The organism is Janthinobacterium darwini (assembly GCF_051380905.1).
In the GTDB taxonomy this organism is placed as follows: domain Bacteria; phylum Pseudomonadota; class Gammaproteobacteria; order Burkholderiales; family Burkholderiaceae_D; genus Janthinobacterium.
Genome location: NZ_JBNYXX010000002.1, coordinates 421,366 through 436,576 on the forward strand (window position 1 = coordinate 421,366; position 15,211 = coordinate 436,576).

Consider the following 15,211-nt stretch of genomic DNA (forward strand, 5'->3'; position numbering starts at 1 on the left):
GCCCGTCTGGCGCCAAACACCAGCGCCTGCGGCAAAGTTCCCTTACTTCCCCATGCATCCACACCGTTTTCCAGCCATCCCGACCACCTTTTCCATCCTGCGGGGGCAGCCATGAAGCACATGCCGTGGCGCGACTTCTTCGCCCTCGTGGTCAGTATCGGCGTGGTCGGCCTGGGCCTGGGCGCGACCATGCCGTTGACGGCGCTGACCCTGCACCAGCGCGGCGTGGGTACGGACATCATCGGCATGATCACGGCCGTCAGCGCGCTCGGCATCCTGGCCGCCTCGCCATTCGTCTCCGGCTGGGTAGGGCGCTTCGGCGCGCGCGCCACCATGCTGGGCGCCGTCTGGGCGGCGTCGCTGGCGACGATCGCCATGCAGTTCACCGACCACCTGCTGGCGTGGAGCGTGCTGCGCTTCCTGTTCGGCGGCGCCATGGGCGTGCTGTTTACCATCGGCGAAGCGTGGGTCAACCGCCTGGCACCCGATAATTCGCGGGGACGCGTGGTGGCCATGTACACCACCAGCTTTACCTTTTTCCAGCTGATCGGCCCCGCCCTGGTGGCCCTGTTCAACGACAAGATCAGCTGGAGCTTCGCCGCCTGCGGCCTGCTGTTTTTGCTGGCCGTGCCGGGCCTGATGCTGATCTCGAACAGCGGCCCGGAGCGCGAGCCGGAGGAACAGGGCGTGAAGTGGACCTTGATCTTGCCGCGCATGCCGATGATCGTGCTGGGCGCGGCCTTCTTTGCCCTGTTCGACACCCTGGCATTGAGCCTGTTGCCCTTGTACGCGATGGAGCACGGCATCGGCACCGACCTGGCCCTGCTGTCGGCCACCGTGGTGCTGGTGGGCGACACGGGCCTGCAATTCGCACTGGGATGGATGGCCGACCGCTTCGGCCGCGCCAAAGTCCACGCGGCCTGCGGCGTGGCTGTCTGCCTGCTGCTGCCGCTGCTGCCGTTCGCCGTCGGCACGCCGTGGCTGTGGTGGACCTTGCTACTATTGCTGGGCGCAGCGGCAGGCGGCATCTACATGCTCGCGCTGGTGGCCTGCGGCGAGCGTTTTACGGGCCTGTCGCTGACCAGCGCCAGCGCCATCGTCAACGCCACCTGGGGCGTGACCAGCGGCGGCGGCCCCCTGCTGACGGGGGTCCTGATGCAATCGGTGGGCGTCAACGCCCTGCCGGCCGTGATGTGGGTGTGCGCCGCCATTTTCGTGGGCAGCGCCGTGTGGGAGCGCAGGAAGGGCATCGTGTAGCTTGCGCTACGGCTTCGTTTTCTCCAGCCGCTGCCGCAATTCATCGGCCACCGGATAGTCGGGATAGGCCTGCCGGAACGCCACCCATTCCTCGTGCGCCAGCGCGCCTTCGCCCGCTTTCAACAAGGCGTCGATCTTCACCAGCCATACGGAAGCGTCGAGCCTGGCCGGTGGCGGCAGCGGCGCCGACTTTGCCGCGACAGGAGCGGGCATGGCCATCGCGCGCTGTACCGGCACCTGGCGCTGCAGGCTGGACTCGGCCTGCATGGCGGCTTGCTGCTCCATTGCCCGCTGCATGTCCGTGGCTGGCGGCGGTGGCGGCGCCAGTTCAGGCAGCGGCGCCGGCTTGGCTGCCGCCATGGCGCGCGGTGCTGGTGCTGGCGTCGGCGTCGGCGTCGGCGCTGGCGCCAGCACCGGCGCCGTGGAGACGGCAGCCTGCGGCACTGGCGCCGCAACCGGCATCACCTCCTGCGTGACCGGTTCCCCGACCACGGGAAATTGCGCCGGCTTCGAGCCGAACCAGTCCACGCCGATCAGGTTCACCGTCAGCAGCACGGCCGCGGCCAGCCCCAGCGGCACGCGCCAGCGCTGCAGGTAGTCCGGGGATTTCTTGGTGGGCAAGTTGCGCAGCACGCCATCGGCGCTGTCGTTCGCCGCCGGCTTGTGCAGGGCCTTTTCCGCATCCGCCAAAATGGCCGCATCGAGCGCGCTGGAAGGCGCGGGCTGCGGCAAACTGGCCAGCAGCGCGTTCAATTCTTCGTCGTGATGATCGTGATGATCTTGATGATCTGTATCGTGCGTATTCATGCCTGTCCTCCCGCGCCAGCGGCGCTATCCAAGCCCGTGCGCAATTTCTGCATGGCGTAGCGCAGCCGGCTCTTGACGGTTTCCGCTTCCGCTCCCGTCACCACGGCGATATCCTGGATGCTCATGCCGCTGAACTGCTGCAGCACCAGCGCTTCCCTTTGTTCCACGGGCAGCGCGGCGATGGCAGCATGCAGCAGCGCGTGCTGCTGTTTCTGCTCCAGCGATTGCTGCGGCGATGCGCCCTCGTCGGCCGACTCGCCTACTTCCCCTTGTTCCTGCCCTTCCCGCTGGCGCAGGAGGTCAATCAGGCGGTTGCGCGCGATCTGGTACAGATAGGTGCGGAACGCCGCCTGCGGCTGGTAGCCCGTGCGCGCCGCGTGCAGGCTGGCCCACGCATCCTGCACGATCTCGTCGACCCAGGCGCGACGCGGCGCACGCCAGGCCACGAAGCGGTACAGTCCCTGGCTATGGCGCCGGTACAATTCGCGAAACGACGGCAGGTCGCCGGCGCCGTAGCGCAGCATCAGCTCTTCATCCGTCGCGGTCAGTAAAGTGTCGGGCATGCGGACCAGTGTTGCCGAACTACGCGGCAGCGACAATTTCCCTGCGCCTTCAGCGTGCAGTGGACGCAATGGGCGCATAGCTGATGCGGCGCACTTCGCGGATCTGTCCGTCCTTGAGCACCCCTTCCACCAACTCATAGCCGAGCAGGGCGAAGACCCGGCCCTGCAGGAACAGGGGCCGCGCATTGCCATACCAGTCCACGCAGGAAGCGCGGCAGCCGTCGTCCGCCGCCGATAATTGGCCCGGCCGCGCCGCCAGCGCGCCCAGCTCCGTCAACTGCAAACCGCTGTTACGCAGATAGAGAACGGATGCGGCTGACTTGTTGAGACCAGGCCGCTCGTCCGCGCCCAGGATGGGCAGCCCGATCATGCCCTCGCTGGCCGTTTGTGGCTTGTAGAAAAAGCCGTGGCTGCGCGACTCGCCCTGCGCCGCATCGGTGCGGATGTAGCGCGTGGCAATCGCCGCCTGCGCCCCCAGGCGGATGCTGCTGAAGTGCAGATCCCTGCCCTGCGCGCCGATCACCACGGCGTCATTGCCCAGCGCCTCAATGCGCTCCACGCCGTGCGGCAGGGACAGGGCTTGCACGCTGCCCGCATCGGCCCAGCGCACGGCATACAGGGGCTGGCGCGGCCAGGCCTGGTCCGCCTGCCGCCGGCCGCCATTGCCCGGATTGCCGTACAACAGATACGGCCCCACATAGCGGTTCTGCAGACCGTAGCCGCCACCACCGGGCAACGGCTTGTAGCTGCTGGCGGGTGCACTGTCGCGGCCATCGGAAAACGACGTCAATGGCACGCGCAGCAAGGCCATGTCGCCACGGCCCCGCGCGCCGTCCCACATGGCGTCGCCCTGGCCTTCGGCGCGCAGCAGGACGTTCAGGTGCCCGTCAACGCTTTCCAGGAACGAGAACTGGTCGACGGGCGCGCCCGCCACCTTCAGGGCGCTGGGCGCCGAACCATCGAGGGGAATGCGGAACACGCCCGAGTCGCGGCCCCGCCGCGTGGTCCACACGAAAACGGACTCGCCCGACACATAAAACACGCGGCCCTGCGGCCCCATCACGGCGGTCGCTTCGCAGCGCATGTCGCGCTGCGCCAGGTCGCACACGGTGACCGTATGCAGGGTCAGGCCGGCGCCCGCTTCGGGCTCTTCATCGGTGCGGTAAATGCGCGTGGCCGGAGCGATGCGCTTGAAGTCGGATGGCACGGCGTCAGGGCGCCAGCGGCGCAGCGCGGGGAAGCCGCCAAAGGGGTCGCCCCGACGCAGGTTCAGCGACAGGGGCGAATAGAACACCAGTTTGCTGCCGACCAGGCGGCTGGCGTAATTACGCGAGGAATAATAATCGTTGGAACGCAAGTGATACGTGGCGCGGTAGGCCAGCTTGCCGTCTGCCGCAATGTCGAACAGGCCGATCTCCGTGCCGCCGCGGCTGTAGCTGTAGCCGATGACCACCACCGTGTCGCCATCGATCAGCATCTCGTCATACCAGCTGCCGGACGGGTCGCTACCCGGCGCGAACGCATCGAGCGAGGACACCGGCTGCAGAGCATTTCCACCCACCTGCACGGTGAACAGCTTGCCGCGCCGCAGCATCACCAGGTGCTTGCCATGCAGCTTGACGATGCCGCCTTCGTCCACGCCCGCCGTCTGCACATTGGTGACGGATTCCGCCGCTTCTGCCGATGTTGCCGGCGCGGCTTTCGCCATCATCGGCGCAGCAGGGGCCGGAGGCGCCGCCGTGTACTGCGCCGAATACTGCGCCGTGGCCCGCTGCAGTTTCTGCTGCTCCCTTTGCAGGGCCGCCTGACGCGTTTGCAACTGCTGCAGATAGTCGCTCAAGGCCTGCTCGCTGGCAAACGGCGCCAGGGTCTTGCGCGGCGCCGTGCCGGCGGCGTGGCAGCCTGCCGACAAGAGCAGGGACAGTATCAATGTGAACTTGAGGGCGCAGGGCATCGCTTCTTCTCCGGTTGGCTGGGGTGACAACCATGAAACGCAGCGGCGGAGAAAAAGGGGTTAAATGCGCGTGAAAATATTCACGCGGCGGTTGCTTTACTCAAATCCCCGTATGCGGTCGCCATTGAAATTCGGCAGGCGCCACTCGAAGTGCAGGGCCAGGAAACGGAACAGGAAACCGGCACCGATGGACGCCAGCTGCGCCACCGCGCTATCGACCTTGAAGTACAGCAGGCCCACGTACAGGCTGCCCGTAAACAGCGCCACGGTGGCATACACTTCTCGCTGCAGCACGAGCGGAATCTGGTTGCACAGGATATCGCGCAGCAGGCCGCCGAAGACGCCCGTGATCATCCCCGCCAGCACGACGATGGCCGGATGCATCTTGGCCGACATGGCGATGTCACAGCCGATCACGCAAAACGCCACGAGGCCCAGGCCGTCCACCAGCAGGAAGATGGCGCGCAGATGGTGCAGGTAGCGCGCGACAAAGGCCGTGACGACGGCAGCGCCGATGGTAAAGAGCAGGTATTCGGGATGCGCGATCCAGCCCAGCGGATAGTGCCCCAGCAGCACGTCGCGCACGGTGCCGCCACCGAGCGCCGTGACGGTGCCGATCATGCAGATGCCGAACAAATCCATGCCGCGCCGCATGCCCATGATGGCGCCGGACATCGCTTCGGCGACAATCGCCACCAGGTAAATCGTATATAACAGCATGCTCTTACTCTTCCGAAAATGATTTGAGAATTTGTTCGCGTTCGCGCGCTTCGCTCAGGGAGCGCGCCTCGCTCGTGCCCGTACTGGAGCCGCCATTGCCAGCGTCACCTTGCGCCATGCGTGTATCCGCACCGTCGCTGCCGCAACTGACACTGCTGTGGATGAAGGCGTGGCTGTCTCGCAGGCAGTCGCCGGCCAGGTATTCGGCATACACGTAATCGCCATCGAGCAGCGCCAGGCCTGGCGGTTCGGCCAGCACCTGTTCGCGGCGGCCCTGCACGGCCACTTGCATGTAGTCGCGCCAGACGGGCAGCGCCAACGTCCCCCCGGTGGCATTGCCCAGGCTTTTCGGCTGGTCGTAACCGAGCCAGACGACTGACACGAGGCCCGAGGAATAGCCTGCGAACCAGGCGTCATACGCATTGTTCGACGTTCCCGTCTTGCCGGCCGCGTCACCGCGCCCGAGCGCCAGAGCACCGCGTCCCGTGCCGCTCTTGACGACGTCGCGCAACATGCTGTCCATGACGTAGGCATTGCGCGTGGAGATGACTTGCGTGCCTGGTACCGGCTCGCCCTTGGCGCGTGGTGCCGCATCGCTGAACAGCACTGCGCCGCTGCGGCTGCGCACTTCCTTGATCAGTTTCGGCGGCATCTGCATGCCGCCATTGGCGAACACCGCATACGACTGCGCCAGCTGCAGCGGCGTGACTGCGCCCGCGCCCAGCGCCAGCGGCAGGGAGACGGGATTGCGCGCGCCTTCAAAGCCGAAGCGCGTGGCGTAGTGCTGCACGTAGCCGGGACCGGCCGCCTGCATCAGGCTGACGGCCACCAGGTTTTTCGAGCGCACCAGGCCGCGCCGCACGCTGATGAAGCCTTCATAGTTGTTGCCGTAATTGCGCGGACGCCAGGGGCGCGCGCCCGTTTCCTGCGGCAGCAGCAGGCGCTGCGCATCGTCCACGGCCGTGCCGGGGAAATATCCCTTTTCCAGCGCCGCCGAATACACGAAGGGTTTGAAGCTGGAACCAGGCTGGCGGTATGCCTGCGTGGCGTGGTTGTAGTGGTTGCGGTAGAAATCGAAGCCGCCCGCCATGGCGACGATTTCGCCGCTGTGTGCATCGACGGAAATGAGCGCGCCTTCCATCTCGGGCAACTGGCTCACCAGCCAGCGTTTTTTCGCCGCATCGTGCACCACGCGGATCACGCTGTTTTCAACGATGGCGCGCTTGCCATCCCACTGCAGCTTGCCGCCCAGGCGCGCATCCGAGGCGGTGAGCACAATCTCGTCGCCATTGCGCAGCTGCGCCGTCAGTTGACGCTTGCCCGACGTCCCGACCTTGCGCACCAGCGCGGCGCGTAATTCTCCGCTGTCCGGATAGGCGGCCAGCTGGCGCGCCACGCTATCTTCGGAGGCGGCCAGGCGCGCTTCCGGGCCACGGTAGCCGCGTCTCGCCTGCGCGTTCAGCAAGCCATCGCGCAGCGACTTGTCGGCCGCAATTTGCGGCGCCATGCGGATGGTGGTCGTCACATCCAGGCCCATGCTGTAGGCACCCTCAGGGTAGCTTTGCAGGATCAATTGACGCGCTTCCTCGACCGCATACGCGGCCGCATGCACGGAGCTGTTGCGGTCCTTGTTCAGGGCCAGTTTTTCCGCCACGGCGGTGTCGTATTCTGCTGGCGTGATGTAGCCGAGTTCGCGCATGCGCTGCAGGATGTAATGCTGGCGCACGGTGGCGCGTTGCGGATTGGCGACGGGGTTATAGGCCGACGGCGCTTTCGGCAAGCCGGCCAGCATGGCCGCTTCGGCGATGCTGACTTCGGCCAGGGGCTTGTCGAAATAAATATTCGACGCGGCGGAAAAGCCGTAGGAACGCTCGCCCAGGTAAATCTGGTTCATATACAGTTCCAGCAGCTTGTCCTTGCCATAGTGCTGTTCCAGCTTGTAGGCGAGCAGCATCTCCGTCAGCTTGCGCTGCACGGTTTTTTCGCGCGACAGGAAAAAGTCGCGCGCCACCTGCATGGTGATGGTGCTGGCGCCCTGTGCGTGGTGACCCGTGACGACGTTGGCGAGCGTGGCGCGCGTCAAGCCATAGAAATCCACGGCGCCATGCTCATAGAAACGCGCATCCTCGATGGCCAGCAAGGCCTGGCGCATGCGCAGGGGGATCTCCTTCAGGGGCAGGAATTCGCGGCGCTCCTCGCCGTATTCGGCCAGCAGCTCGCCTTCGCTGGAGAAAATGCGCAGCGGCAGCGCGGGCTTGTACTGTGCCAGGTGCTCGACGGCCGGCAAATCCTGCCAGGCCTGGCGCAGCCACCAGCCGCCCGCCAGCGCGGCTGCCATGCCCAGGCCCAGGGTCAATCCCAGGCCGAATTTCAGATTGCGCGCCAGCTTTGATGGGGACTTGCGGGTGGTAGTGTCGTTCGCTTGTGCTTCCATGGTGGTAATCCCTTGCTGCCAGGAGGCCGCGCGCTGGCGCGCGGCACTCCATCAAAGAGACATTGTGCACTGCAACACACCCATCCTTATGGAAAGTAAGTATTATTTAGTATTGATAAATTTTTCTTATGTTAGGCCTTGACCATGGATCTCAATCCCAAGCACACGGAAGCGTTCCGCGCCGTCGTCGAAACGGGCAGCTTCGAGCAGGCGGCGCTGCGGCTGCACCTGACGTCGCCCGCCATATCCCAGCGCGTGCGGGCGCTGGAAAGCCAGCTGGGCAATGCGCTGATCGTGCGCAGCCGTCCCGCACGCGCCACGCGCATTGGGCAGCGGCTGATGCAGTATTTGAAGCGGGCCAAGCTGCTGGAAGCGGACTTGCAGGCGGAACTGGCGGTGCAGCAAGATGCCCCGCTGACCCTGGTGCTGGCGCTGAACGCGGATTCGATGGGTACCTGGTTCTTTCCGGCCCTATCCGAGGTACTGATACGCGAGCGCGTGCTGCTCGACCTGACCGTGGAAGACCAGGACCACACCTACACCTTGCTGGAAACAGGCATGGCCATCGGCTGCATCAGCACGGAAGCCAAACCCATGCGCGGCTGCACGGCCGAACCGCTGGGCGTGATGCGCTACTGGCTGGTGGCCACGCCCGCGTTCCGCCAGCAGTGGTTCGCGCACGGCCTGACGCGCAAGGCGGCGCGCACGGCGCCCGTGGTCGCCTACACGCGCAAGGACACCTTGCAGTCATCGTTCCTGCAAGAGGCGCTGGGGCTGCCGGAAGGGGCTTACCCCTGCCATTACGTACCGGGCGCCACCTCGCACTTCAACGCCATCCGCTACGGCCTCGGCTACGGCATGGTGCCGGAACTGCTGCTGAAGGCGAACACGGATGGCGAGCTGGTGGAAATGCTCACACCCAAGACCCCGGCCGACGTGGTCCTGTACTGGCATACGTGGAAAGTGCAGTCGCCGCGCATGGACCAACTCTCGCGGCAAATCATTGCGGCGGCGCGCACCATGCTGAAGTAACTATCGCTGCATGCCCCAGCGGCGCAGGGTGACCCGTTCCAAGGTGCGAAAGCCGATGTTTTCCACCAGCAAACCAATCACGATGACGGCCGCCAGGCCCGCGAATACCTTGTCCGTGTACAGCTCGTTGCGGTTCTGGAAGATGTACCAGCCCAGGCCGCCCTGCCCCGACGTGGTACCAAACACCAGTTCGGCCGCGATCAGGGTACGCCAGGCAAACGCCCAGCCTATTTTCAGGCCCGAGACAATGGACGGCAAAGCGCCCGGCACGAGGATGTGCAGGACCAGGCGCAAGCCATTCAAGCCATAATTTCGGCCCGCCATGCGCAGGGTTTCCGGCACGCCCTGGAAGCCAGCATAGGTGTTCAGAGCCAGCGGCCACATCACGGAATGGACGATGACAAAGATCAGGCTGGCACGCCCCAGGCCGAACCACAGCAGGGCCAGCGGCAACAGGGCGATGGCTGGCAAGGGATTCAACATGGCCGTCAGCGTTTCGAGCACGTCGCGTCCAATGCGGCTCGACACTGCCAGCAAGGTCAGCACAAAGGCGGCCAGCACGCCCACCGCATAGCCCTGCAGCAAGACGACCAGGGACGCAGCCGTACGCGCGAGCAATTCACCGCTGGCGATGCCAGCGGTGAACGCCTGCGCCGTTTGGAGAAAACTGGGCAAGAGTAAATCGTTCTGCGTCCAGCGCGCCGCGCCTTCCCACAACAGGGCCATGCTGAGCAAAATCAAGGCCTTGCGCCACAGCGCGTGCTGACTCCAGCGCTGCCAGCGCGACAGCGGCCGTTCGACGGTGACGCCGGCCGGCGGTGGCGCCGCATACACGAACTCCTGGCGGATCGGCGGCTCCAGCAGCGCGCTCATACGGCCTCCCGCTGCGTGCTGGCTGCTTGCGGGACCGCCCTTGTTTCTTCATCGAACAGCAAGCCGTGGATGCGGCTGCTGGCGGCCTGGAATTCGGCACTACCGGCGCTGTGCAAGCCGAACTGATGGCTGTTCAGTTCTGCGCGCACCCTGCCCGGATGGGGCGACAGCAGCAGGATGCGATTGCCCACCACCAGCGCTTCCTCGATCGAATGCGTGACGAACACGAGGGTAAAGCGCAACTCTTCCCACAAGCGGCTCAGCTCTTCCTGCATCTTGCGCCGCGTCAAGGCGTCGAGGGCGGCAAACGGCTCGTCCATCAGCAGCACTTCCGGCTGCATGGCCAACGCACGGGCGATGGCTACCCGCTGCTTCATGCCGCCCGACAAGGTGTGCGGATGGGCATCTTCGAAGCCGGCCAGGCCCACCTTGGCGATCCAGTGATGGGCGCGCTCGCGGGCCGCCACCTTGTCCAGCCGCTTGCTGGCCAGCAAGGGGAACATGACGTTTTCCAGCACGGTCTTCCACGGCGGCAACTGGTCGAATTCCTGGAACACGACGACACGGTCCGGTCCCGGCGTATGTATAGGCTGCCCATGCATGGCGATACCGCCCGCGCGCGGCGCGATGAAGCCGGCCACGGCTTTCAACAGTGACGACTTGCCGCAGCCGGAGGGCCCCAGCAAGACGAAACGGTCGCCGCGGAACACGTCGAAACTGACGTCATGCGTCGCGCGTACGGTGCGCTGCTCCGTCCGGTATTCCAGGCTGACATGGCTGACGCTGAGCAATGGCGCCACTGAGACCGGAGGACGTACCAGGTGAAAAGCGGGTGCATTCATCTCAGCTTCCTTGCGTGATGGCGGGGTCGTCAAAGAAATAGTCGCGCCAGCTGTCGGGCAGGTTGCGAATGGCATTCACGCGGTGCAGGAATTGCGCCAGGCCATAGGTGTTTTGCGGCGCGATTTTGAACTGCACTTGCGGATTGGCAAAGATTTTCAAGAGCAGATTGCGGTCCACCTTGCTTTTATTCACCTTGATATAGATGTCGGCCGCGCCCTGCGGATTGCTGCTCGCATACTGCGCCGCTTCGGCCAGCGCGGCGATGAAGGCGCGGTAAGTCTTGGGATTATCCTTGCGGTATTTTTCCGTCGCATACAGCAGGGTCGATGAGCTGGGCCCGCCTTGCACGTCATACGAGTTCAGGAGGATATGGGCGTTCGGGTTCTGTGCCAGTTCCTGCTCCTGGAAAGGCGAGTTGCCGAAATGGCCGCTCAACTCCGTGCCACCGGCGATGATGGCAGCCGCCGCATCCGGGTGCGGCAGGGTTTGCGTGATGTTATCGAGGCGGGCAAACTCCTTGTCGCCCCACTGTTTCGCCACCGCCATCTGCAAGATGCGCGCCTGCACGGAGACGGACACGGCGGGCAAGGCGATGCGGTCCTTGTCCGTCAAGTCCGCCAGGGTTTTCACCTTCGGGTTGTTGCTGATCAAGTAGTAGGGAAAATTGCCGAGCGAGGCCACGCCGCGCACATTCTGCCGCCCTTTCGTGCGGTCCCAGATGGTCAACAGCGGTCCCAGGCCGGCGCCTGCAATGTCGATATTGCCCGACAACAAGGCGTCATTGATGGCAGGGCCGCCCGACAGGGTGATCCACTCGACCTTTACATCGACGCCCTGCTGCTTGCCATGCTTTTCGATCAGCTTTTGTTCTTGCGCAATGTTGAGCAGCAAGAAGGTGATGCCATGCTGGCCCGCGATGCGGATCTGGCCTTCGGCCATGGCCATGGGCATGGCCATGCACAGTATGGCAATGGTGGCGAGCAGGCGGCGGGCAAAGGTAAAGATCGGCAACATGGACACTCCTTGGTCAACTACGGTCAAAAAATCAGTACGGCGCATCGCCTTCGATGGTGGTTCGGTAAAGTTTGCGACGCTGGTCGGGCGGGCACCCCGTCGCCAGGTGCATCAGGGAACGGTTATCCCAGAACACCAGGTCATGCGGCTGCCAGCGGTGCACATATAAATGCTCCGGGCGCACGCTGTGCGCAAACAGTTCGTCGAGCAGGGCGCGGCTTTCATCGTCGGGCAGGCCAACGATGCGCGTGGTGAAATGTTCGCTGACAAACAGGGCGCGCCGCCCCGTTTCCGGATGCACGCGCACGACGGGATGGGTGACAGGTTTGACTTCATCGATCTGCGCCTGCGTCAGTGCGGGACGCCAGGGATTGCGGCGGCGCAACTCCTCATACTGGCTCAGGTAGCTGTGTTCGGCGCGGGCGCCGCGCACGGCGTGGCGCAGCGCAGCCGGCAAGCTTTCCCAGGCCAGGTGCATATTCGCAAACACGGTATCGCCGCCCTCTTCCGGCAATTCTTGCGCGTGCAGCATGGAGCCGAGGCTGGGCACTTCCTTGTACGACAGGTCCGAATGCCAGAAATGGCCCGCATCGCCCAGGCCGATGGGCTGGCCATCCTCGACGATGTTCGAGATGATCAGCACTTCCGGTTGCGTGGGCAGCTGGAACTGGCGCAGCACGTGGATTTGCAGGGGACCGAAGCGGCGGCTGAAATCGACCTGCTGCTGCGGCGTGATGTGCTGTGCGCGAAACACCAGCACGTGATGGTCGAGATGGGCGTGGTGCAGGCGCTGGAAATCGCCCAGCGACAGCGGCTGCGCCAGATCCAGCCCCAGCACTTGCGCGCCGAGCGGCGCATCGAAAGTCTCGATACGGAAATGGCTGGTGGAATGCACGGGTTTCAGGACGGCCGACATGGGAATTCGACTAGAGTCAGGGGAAGTCCACTGTATGCCTGCGCATCGATCCTGCAAACGAAGCATTTCTGATATGGATATGCGCAGCGCGTTGCGCCATGCTGCAACAGGTACTGTCACGCAATGGCGCAGCAGCATCGGCTTTGCCCGGAAATGGCGCTAGCACGCAACTTGCTTGACTACCAATCTTTCACCATCAACCAGGAAAGCCATGCCCACTATCGCCCTCTTGCTCGCCATGCTGCTCGCCATTCCCGCCCATGCGCAGGATAGCCAGGATGAAGGCGATCTCAGCTATAAAGCCTATGTGCACAGCGACAAGCGCATCAAGTGTTTGTACGGCTATGCGGCCGACAAGACGGGCGACCATGCGGCGGCCGTCGCCATCTTTGAAGATTGCATCCGGCGCTGGAACGATGTGTATTCGATGATTTGGCTGGCCCAGCTCTATGAAACGGGCGTGGGCGTGCCCAGGGACCTGGTGCAGGCGACGGCACTGATGCGGCGCGGCGCCCATACGAATGATGACGCCGCCTATGCGCGGCTGGCGCGCTACCACTATGGCGTGGCGCTGGCCGAAGGCCGGGGCACGCCCCAGGACATTCCCCAGGCCAGGACCTGGCTGCGCTTGGCTGCGCAGGAGGGCGTGCGGGAAGCGGCCGATTATCTGGGCCGACTGGAAGGCACCACGCCATAGGCACTGCGCCAGCGTTGCTTACGCCGTTGCTTCGTAGCGAGCCAGGCGGGTCGCCATGCGCGGCGCCAGCTCGTGGCCGGCCGTGACCGTCACTTCCAGGTCGTTCAGCAAGCCATCCTTCAAGCCATAGACCCAGCCATGGACGCTGAGTTCCTGGCCCCGTTCCCACGCATCTTGCACGATGGTGGTCTGGCACACATTCAAGACCTGTTCCACCACGTTCAGTTCGCACAGGCGGTCGCCGCGCTGGCGGCTCGTCAGCACGTCACCCAGGTAGCGTTCGTGCTTCTGGCCCACGTCCTGCACGTGGCGCAACCAGTTGTCGACCAGGCCGATGCGCGTGCCCGTCATGGCCGCATGCACGCCCTTGCAACCGTAATGGCCGACGATGATGACATGTTTGACTTTCAGCACGTCCACGGCAAATTGCAGCACAGACAGGCAATTGAGGTCGGAATGCACTACCACATTGGCGATATTACGGTGCACAAACACGTCGCCAGGTGCCATGCCCAGCAGTTCGTTGGCGGGCACGCGGCTGTCGGAACAGCCGATCCACAGGTATTCGGGCGATGTTTGCGCTTCCAGGTTCTTGAAGAAGTTCGGGTCTTTCGCCACCATCGAGTCGGCCCAGCGGCGGTTACGCTGCAGCAGTTCCGCCAGGGCCATGCCATTTTTCGGTTCGGTCATATCGCTCCCATTGTGTAAGTACGACTGAGGGCGGCAGATCGCGCCCATAGGCCGGCGATGCGCGCGCATTGTTCAGTCGCAGTGAAAAAAACGCCGGGATGTTTCAGCATCCCGGCGCATGGTGTTACGTGTGCTTATTCAAAAAAATCCTTGACCTTGTCTTTCCAGGTCTTGCTTTGCGGACTGTGCTTGGCACCGCCCTCGGTCGTCGACTTTTCAAAGTCGCGCAGCAGGTCTTTCTGTTTCTCCGTCAGCTTCACCGGTGTTTCGATCGCCACGTGGCAGAACAGGTCGCCCGCATAACCGGAGCGCACGCCCTTGATGCCCTTGCCTTTCAGCCGGAAGGTTTTACCCGACTGTGTGCCTTCCGGGATCGTGAACGACACTTTTCCGTTGAGGGTAGGCACTTCGATTTCACCACCCAGTGCCGCCTTGGTGAACGAGATCGGCATTTCGCAATGCAGGTCGTCGCCTTCGCGCTGGAACACGGCGTGCGGCTTGATGTGGATTTCCACGTACAGGTCGCCCGACGGGCCGCCATTCGTGCCCGGTTCGCCGTTGCCGGACGAACGGATACGCATGCCGTTGTCGATACCGACTGGAATTTTGACTTCCAGGGTCTTGTTGCGCTTGATGCGACCGGCGCCGCCGCATGGCGTGCACGGGTCGGTGATGACCTTGCCGCTGCCATGGCATTTCGGGCAGGTTTGCTGGATGCTGAAGAAACCCTGCTGCATGCGCACCTGGCCATGACCACCGCAAGTACCGCAGGTGGTTGGCGACGTGCCCGGCTTGGCGCCGCTGCCGTGGCACGTGTCGCACTTGTCCCAGCTCGGCACGCGGATGGTCGTGTCGAAGCCGTGCGCAGCTTGCTCCAGTGTAATTTCCAGGTTGTAGCGCAAGTCGGCGCCACGGTACACCTGTGGACCGGCATTGCGGCTGCGTCCACCTCCACCGCCAAAGATGTCGCCGAAGATATCGCCGAAGCTGTCGGCAAAGCCGCCAGCACCGCCGCCGAAGCCGCCACCGCCGCCCATGTTCGGGTCCACGCCAGCGTGACCATAGCGGTCATACGCATCGCGCTTTTCCGGATTGGTCAGCATCTCGTAGGCTTCTTTGACTTCCTTAAACTTTTCTTCCGATTCCTTGCTATCCGGATTGCGGTCCGGATGGTATTTCATCGCCAGTTTACGGTAAGACTTTTTGATCTCTTCTTCCGAAGCATTTTTTGCGACACCGAGTGTCTCGTAAAAATCACGCTTTGCCATGTTGTCGGCACCTTGCAGTCTATCTACTGATGTAAAAATTACACGAAAAAGCCGAGTCGAGTGCTGCACTGGGCAACGACTCGGCTCGGCCGGTCTTCGCGGCTAATCCCGCGATGTAGCGTTCAGCCCGGCTGCCCCCAGTT

14 protein-coding genes are annotated in these 15,211 nt (G+C 63.9%); 3 read left to right on the plus strand and 11 right to left on the minus strand.

Features of this window, described 5'->3' with window-relative positions; genetic code table 11:
• Positions 1 to 111: 111 nt before the first annotated feature.
• Entirely contained in the window at positions 112 to 1,257 is a 1,146-nt protein-coding gene (locus ACQ4WZ_RS17355; RefSeq protein WP_436574070.1) for an MFS transporter, read from the plus strand.
• A gap of 6 nt (positions 1,258 to 1,263) precedes the next feature.
• On the opposite strand, the gene ACQ4WZ_RS17360 is transcribed toward ACQ4WZ_RS17355, so the two are convergent.
• The 5 genes from ACQ4WZ_RS17360 to ACQ4WZ_RS17380 all read right to left on the minus strand — a co-directional run bounded on the left by ACQ4WZ_RS17360 (position 1,264) and on the right by ACQ4WZ_RS17380 (position 7,735).
• Positions 1,264 to 2,064 (minus strand): hypothetical protein, encoded by an 801-nt coding sequence (locus ACQ4WZ_RS17360; RefSeq protein WP_436574071.1) that lies wholly within the window; start codon positions 2,062 to 2,064, stop codon positions 1,264 to 1,266.
• Positions 2,061 to 2,627, minus strand: a complete 567-nt coding sequence (locus tag ACQ4WZ_RS17365) for a sigma-70 family RNA polymerase sigma factor (RefSeq protein ID WP_436574072.1) — start codon at positions 2,625 to 2,627, stop codon at positions 2,061 to 2,063. Before ACQ4WZ_RS17365 ends, ACQ4WZ_RS17360 begins: the two co-directional genes overlap by 4 nt.
• 49 nt (positions 2,628 to 2,676) lie before the next feature.
• A complete protein-coding gene (locus ACQ4WZ_RS17370; protein ID WP_436574073.1) occupies positions 2,677 to 4,581 on the minus strand; it encodes a beta-propeller domain-containing protein in 1,905 nt (634 codons plus the stop codon).
• 96 nt (positions 4,582 to 4,677) lie between these two features.
• Complete coding sequence (locus ACQ4WZ_RS17375) at positions 4,678 to 5,301, minus strand: trimeric intracellular cation channel family protein (RefSeq protein WP_101482962.1); 624 nt, start codon at positions 5,299 to 5,301, stop codon at positions 4,678 to 4,680.
• Positions 5,302 to 5,305: 4 nt separating this feature from the next.
• Positions 5,306 to 7,735 (minus strand): penicillin-binding protein 1A, encoded by a 2,430-nt coding sequence (locus tag ACQ4WZ_RS17380; protein WP_436574074.1) that lies wholly within the window; start codon positions 7,733 to 7,735, stop codon positions 5,306 to 5,308.
• Positions 7,736 to 7,873: 138 nt separating this feature from the next.
• On the opposite strand from ACQ4WZ_RS17380, the gene ACQ4WZ_RS17385 reads away from it, so the two are divergent.
• A complete protein-coding gene (locus ACQ4WZ_RS17385; protein ID WP_436574075.1) occupies positions 7,874 to 8,767 on the plus strand; it encodes an HTH-type transcriptional regulator ArgP in 894 nt (297 codons plus the stop codon).
• On the opposite strand, the gene ACQ4WZ_RS17390 is transcribed toward ACQ4WZ_RS17385, so the two are convergent.
• From ACQ4WZ_RS17390 to ACQ4WZ_RS17405, 4 genes are read right to left on the minus strand one after another with little or no spacing between them, the layout of a single operon-like run.
• The gene (locus ACQ4WZ_RS17390) at positions 8,768 to 9,640 is read right to left on the minus strand and encodes an ABC transporter permease (RefSeq protein WP_436574076.1); all 873 of its coding nucleotides are present in this window, start codon (positions 9,638 to 9,640) and stop codon (positions 8,768 to 8,770) included.
• A complete protein-coding gene (locus ACQ4WZ_RS17395) occupies positions 9,637 to 10,482 on the minus strand; it encodes an ABC transporter ATP-binding protein (protein ID WP_436574077.1) in 846 nt (281 codons plus the stop codon). Before ACQ4WZ_RS17395 ends, ACQ4WZ_RS17390 begins: the two co-directional genes overlap by 4 nt.
• Before the next feature lies 1 nt (position 10,483).
• A complete protein-coding gene (locus ACQ4WZ_RS17400; RefSeq protein WP_133989189.1) occupies positions 10,484 to 11,497 on the minus strand; it encodes an ABC transporter substrate-binding protein in 1,014 nt (337 codons plus the stop codon).
• Positions 11,498 to 11,528: 31 nt separating this feature from the next.
• On the minus strand, positions 11,529 to 12,413 hold the full coding sequence (locus ACQ4WZ_RS17405) for a TauD/TfdA dioxygenase family protein (protein WP_436574078.1): 885 nt from the start codon (positions 12,411 to 12,413) through the stop codon (positions 11,529 to 11,531).
• 211 nt (positions 12,414 to 12,624) lie between these two features.
• Here ACQ4WZ_RS17405 and ACQ4WZ_RS17410 point away from each other — a divergent pair, with 211 nt between their 5' ends.
• Positions 12,625 to 13,110: a tetratricopeptide repeat protein gene (locus tag ACQ4WZ_RS17410; RefSeq protein WP_436574079.1), complete on the plus strand. Its 486-nt coding sequence runs from the start codon at positions 12,625 to 12,627 to the stop codon at positions 13,108 to 13,110.
• A gap of 18 nt (positions 13,111 to 13,128) precedes the next feature.
• Here the strand turns inward: ACQ4WZ_RS17410 and can are convergent, their stop codons facing one another.
• Both can and dnaJ read right to left on the minus strand, forming a co-directional pair.
• Entirely contained in the window at positions 13,129 to 13,800 is a 672-nt protein-coding gene (can, locus tag ACQ4WZ_RS17415; RefSeq protein ID WP_071075293.1) for a carbonate dehydratase, read from the minus strand.
• A 134-nt stretch (positions 13,801 to 13,934) separates the two neighbouring features.
• Complete coding sequence (gene dnaJ / locus ACQ4WZ_RS17420; RefSeq protein WP_034745985.1) at positions 13,935 to 15,068, minus strand: molecular chaperone DnaJ; 1,134 nt, start codon at positions 15,066 to 15,068, stop codon at positions 13,935 to 13,937.
• Positions 15,069 to 15,211 lie beyond the last annotated feature (143 nt).

Bases quoted from the DNA above. Each gene is read 5' to 3' on its own strand.
- ACQ4WZ_RS17355 (WP_436574070.1), top strand. From the start codon at position 112: ATGAAGCACATGCCGTGGCGCGACTTCTTCGCCCTCGTGGTCAGTATC.
- ACQ4WZ_RS17360 (WP_436574071.1), bottom strand. From the start codon at position 2,064: ATGAATACGCACGATACAGATCATCAAGATCATCACGATCATCACGAC.
- ACQ4WZ_RS17365 (WP_436574072.1), bottom strand. From the start codon at position 2,627: ATGCCCGACACTTTACTGACCGCGACGGATGAAGAGCTGATGCTGCGC.
- ACQ4WZ_RS17370 (WP_436574073.1), bottom strand. From the start codon at position 4,581: ATGCCCTGCGCCCTCAAGTTCACATTGATACTGTCCCTGCTCTTGTCG.
- ACQ4WZ_RS17375 (WP_101482962.1), bottom strand. From the start codon at position 5,301: ATGCTGTTATATACGATTTACCTGGTGGCGATTGTCGCCGAAGCGATG.
- ACQ4WZ_RS17380 (WP_436574074.1), bottom strand. From the start codon at position 7,735: ATGGAAGCACAAGCGAACGACACTACCACCCGCAAGTCCCCATCAAAG.
- ACQ4WZ_RS17390 (WP_436574076.1), bottom strand. From the start codon at position 9,640: ATGAGCGCGCTGCTGGAGCCGCCGATCCGCCAGGAGTTCGTGTATGCG.
- ACQ4WZ_RS17395 (WP_436574077.1), bottom strand. From the start codon at position 10,482: ATGAATGCACCCGCTTTTCACCTGGTACGTCCTCCGGTCTCAGTGGCG.
- ACQ4WZ_RS17400 (WP_133989189.1), bottom strand. From the start codon at position 11,497: ATGTTGCCGATCTTTACCTTTGCCCGCCGCCTGCTCGCCACCATTGCC.
- ACQ4WZ_RS17405 (WP_436574078.1), bottom strand. From the start codon at position 12,413: ATGTCGGCCGTCCTGAAACCCGTGCATTCCACCAGCCATTTCCGTATC.
- ACQ4WZ_RS17410 (WP_436574079.1), top strand. From the start codon at position 12,625: ATGCCCACTATCGCCCTCTTGCTCGCCATGCTGCTCGCCATTCCCGCC.
- can (WP_071075293.1), bottom strand. From the start codon at position 13,800: ATGACCGAACCGAAAAATGGCATGGCCCTGGCGGAACTGCTGCAGCGT.
- dnaJ (WP_034745985.1), bottom strand. From the start codon at position 15,068: ATGGCAAAGCGTGATTTTTACGAGACACTCGGTGTCGCAAAAAATGCT.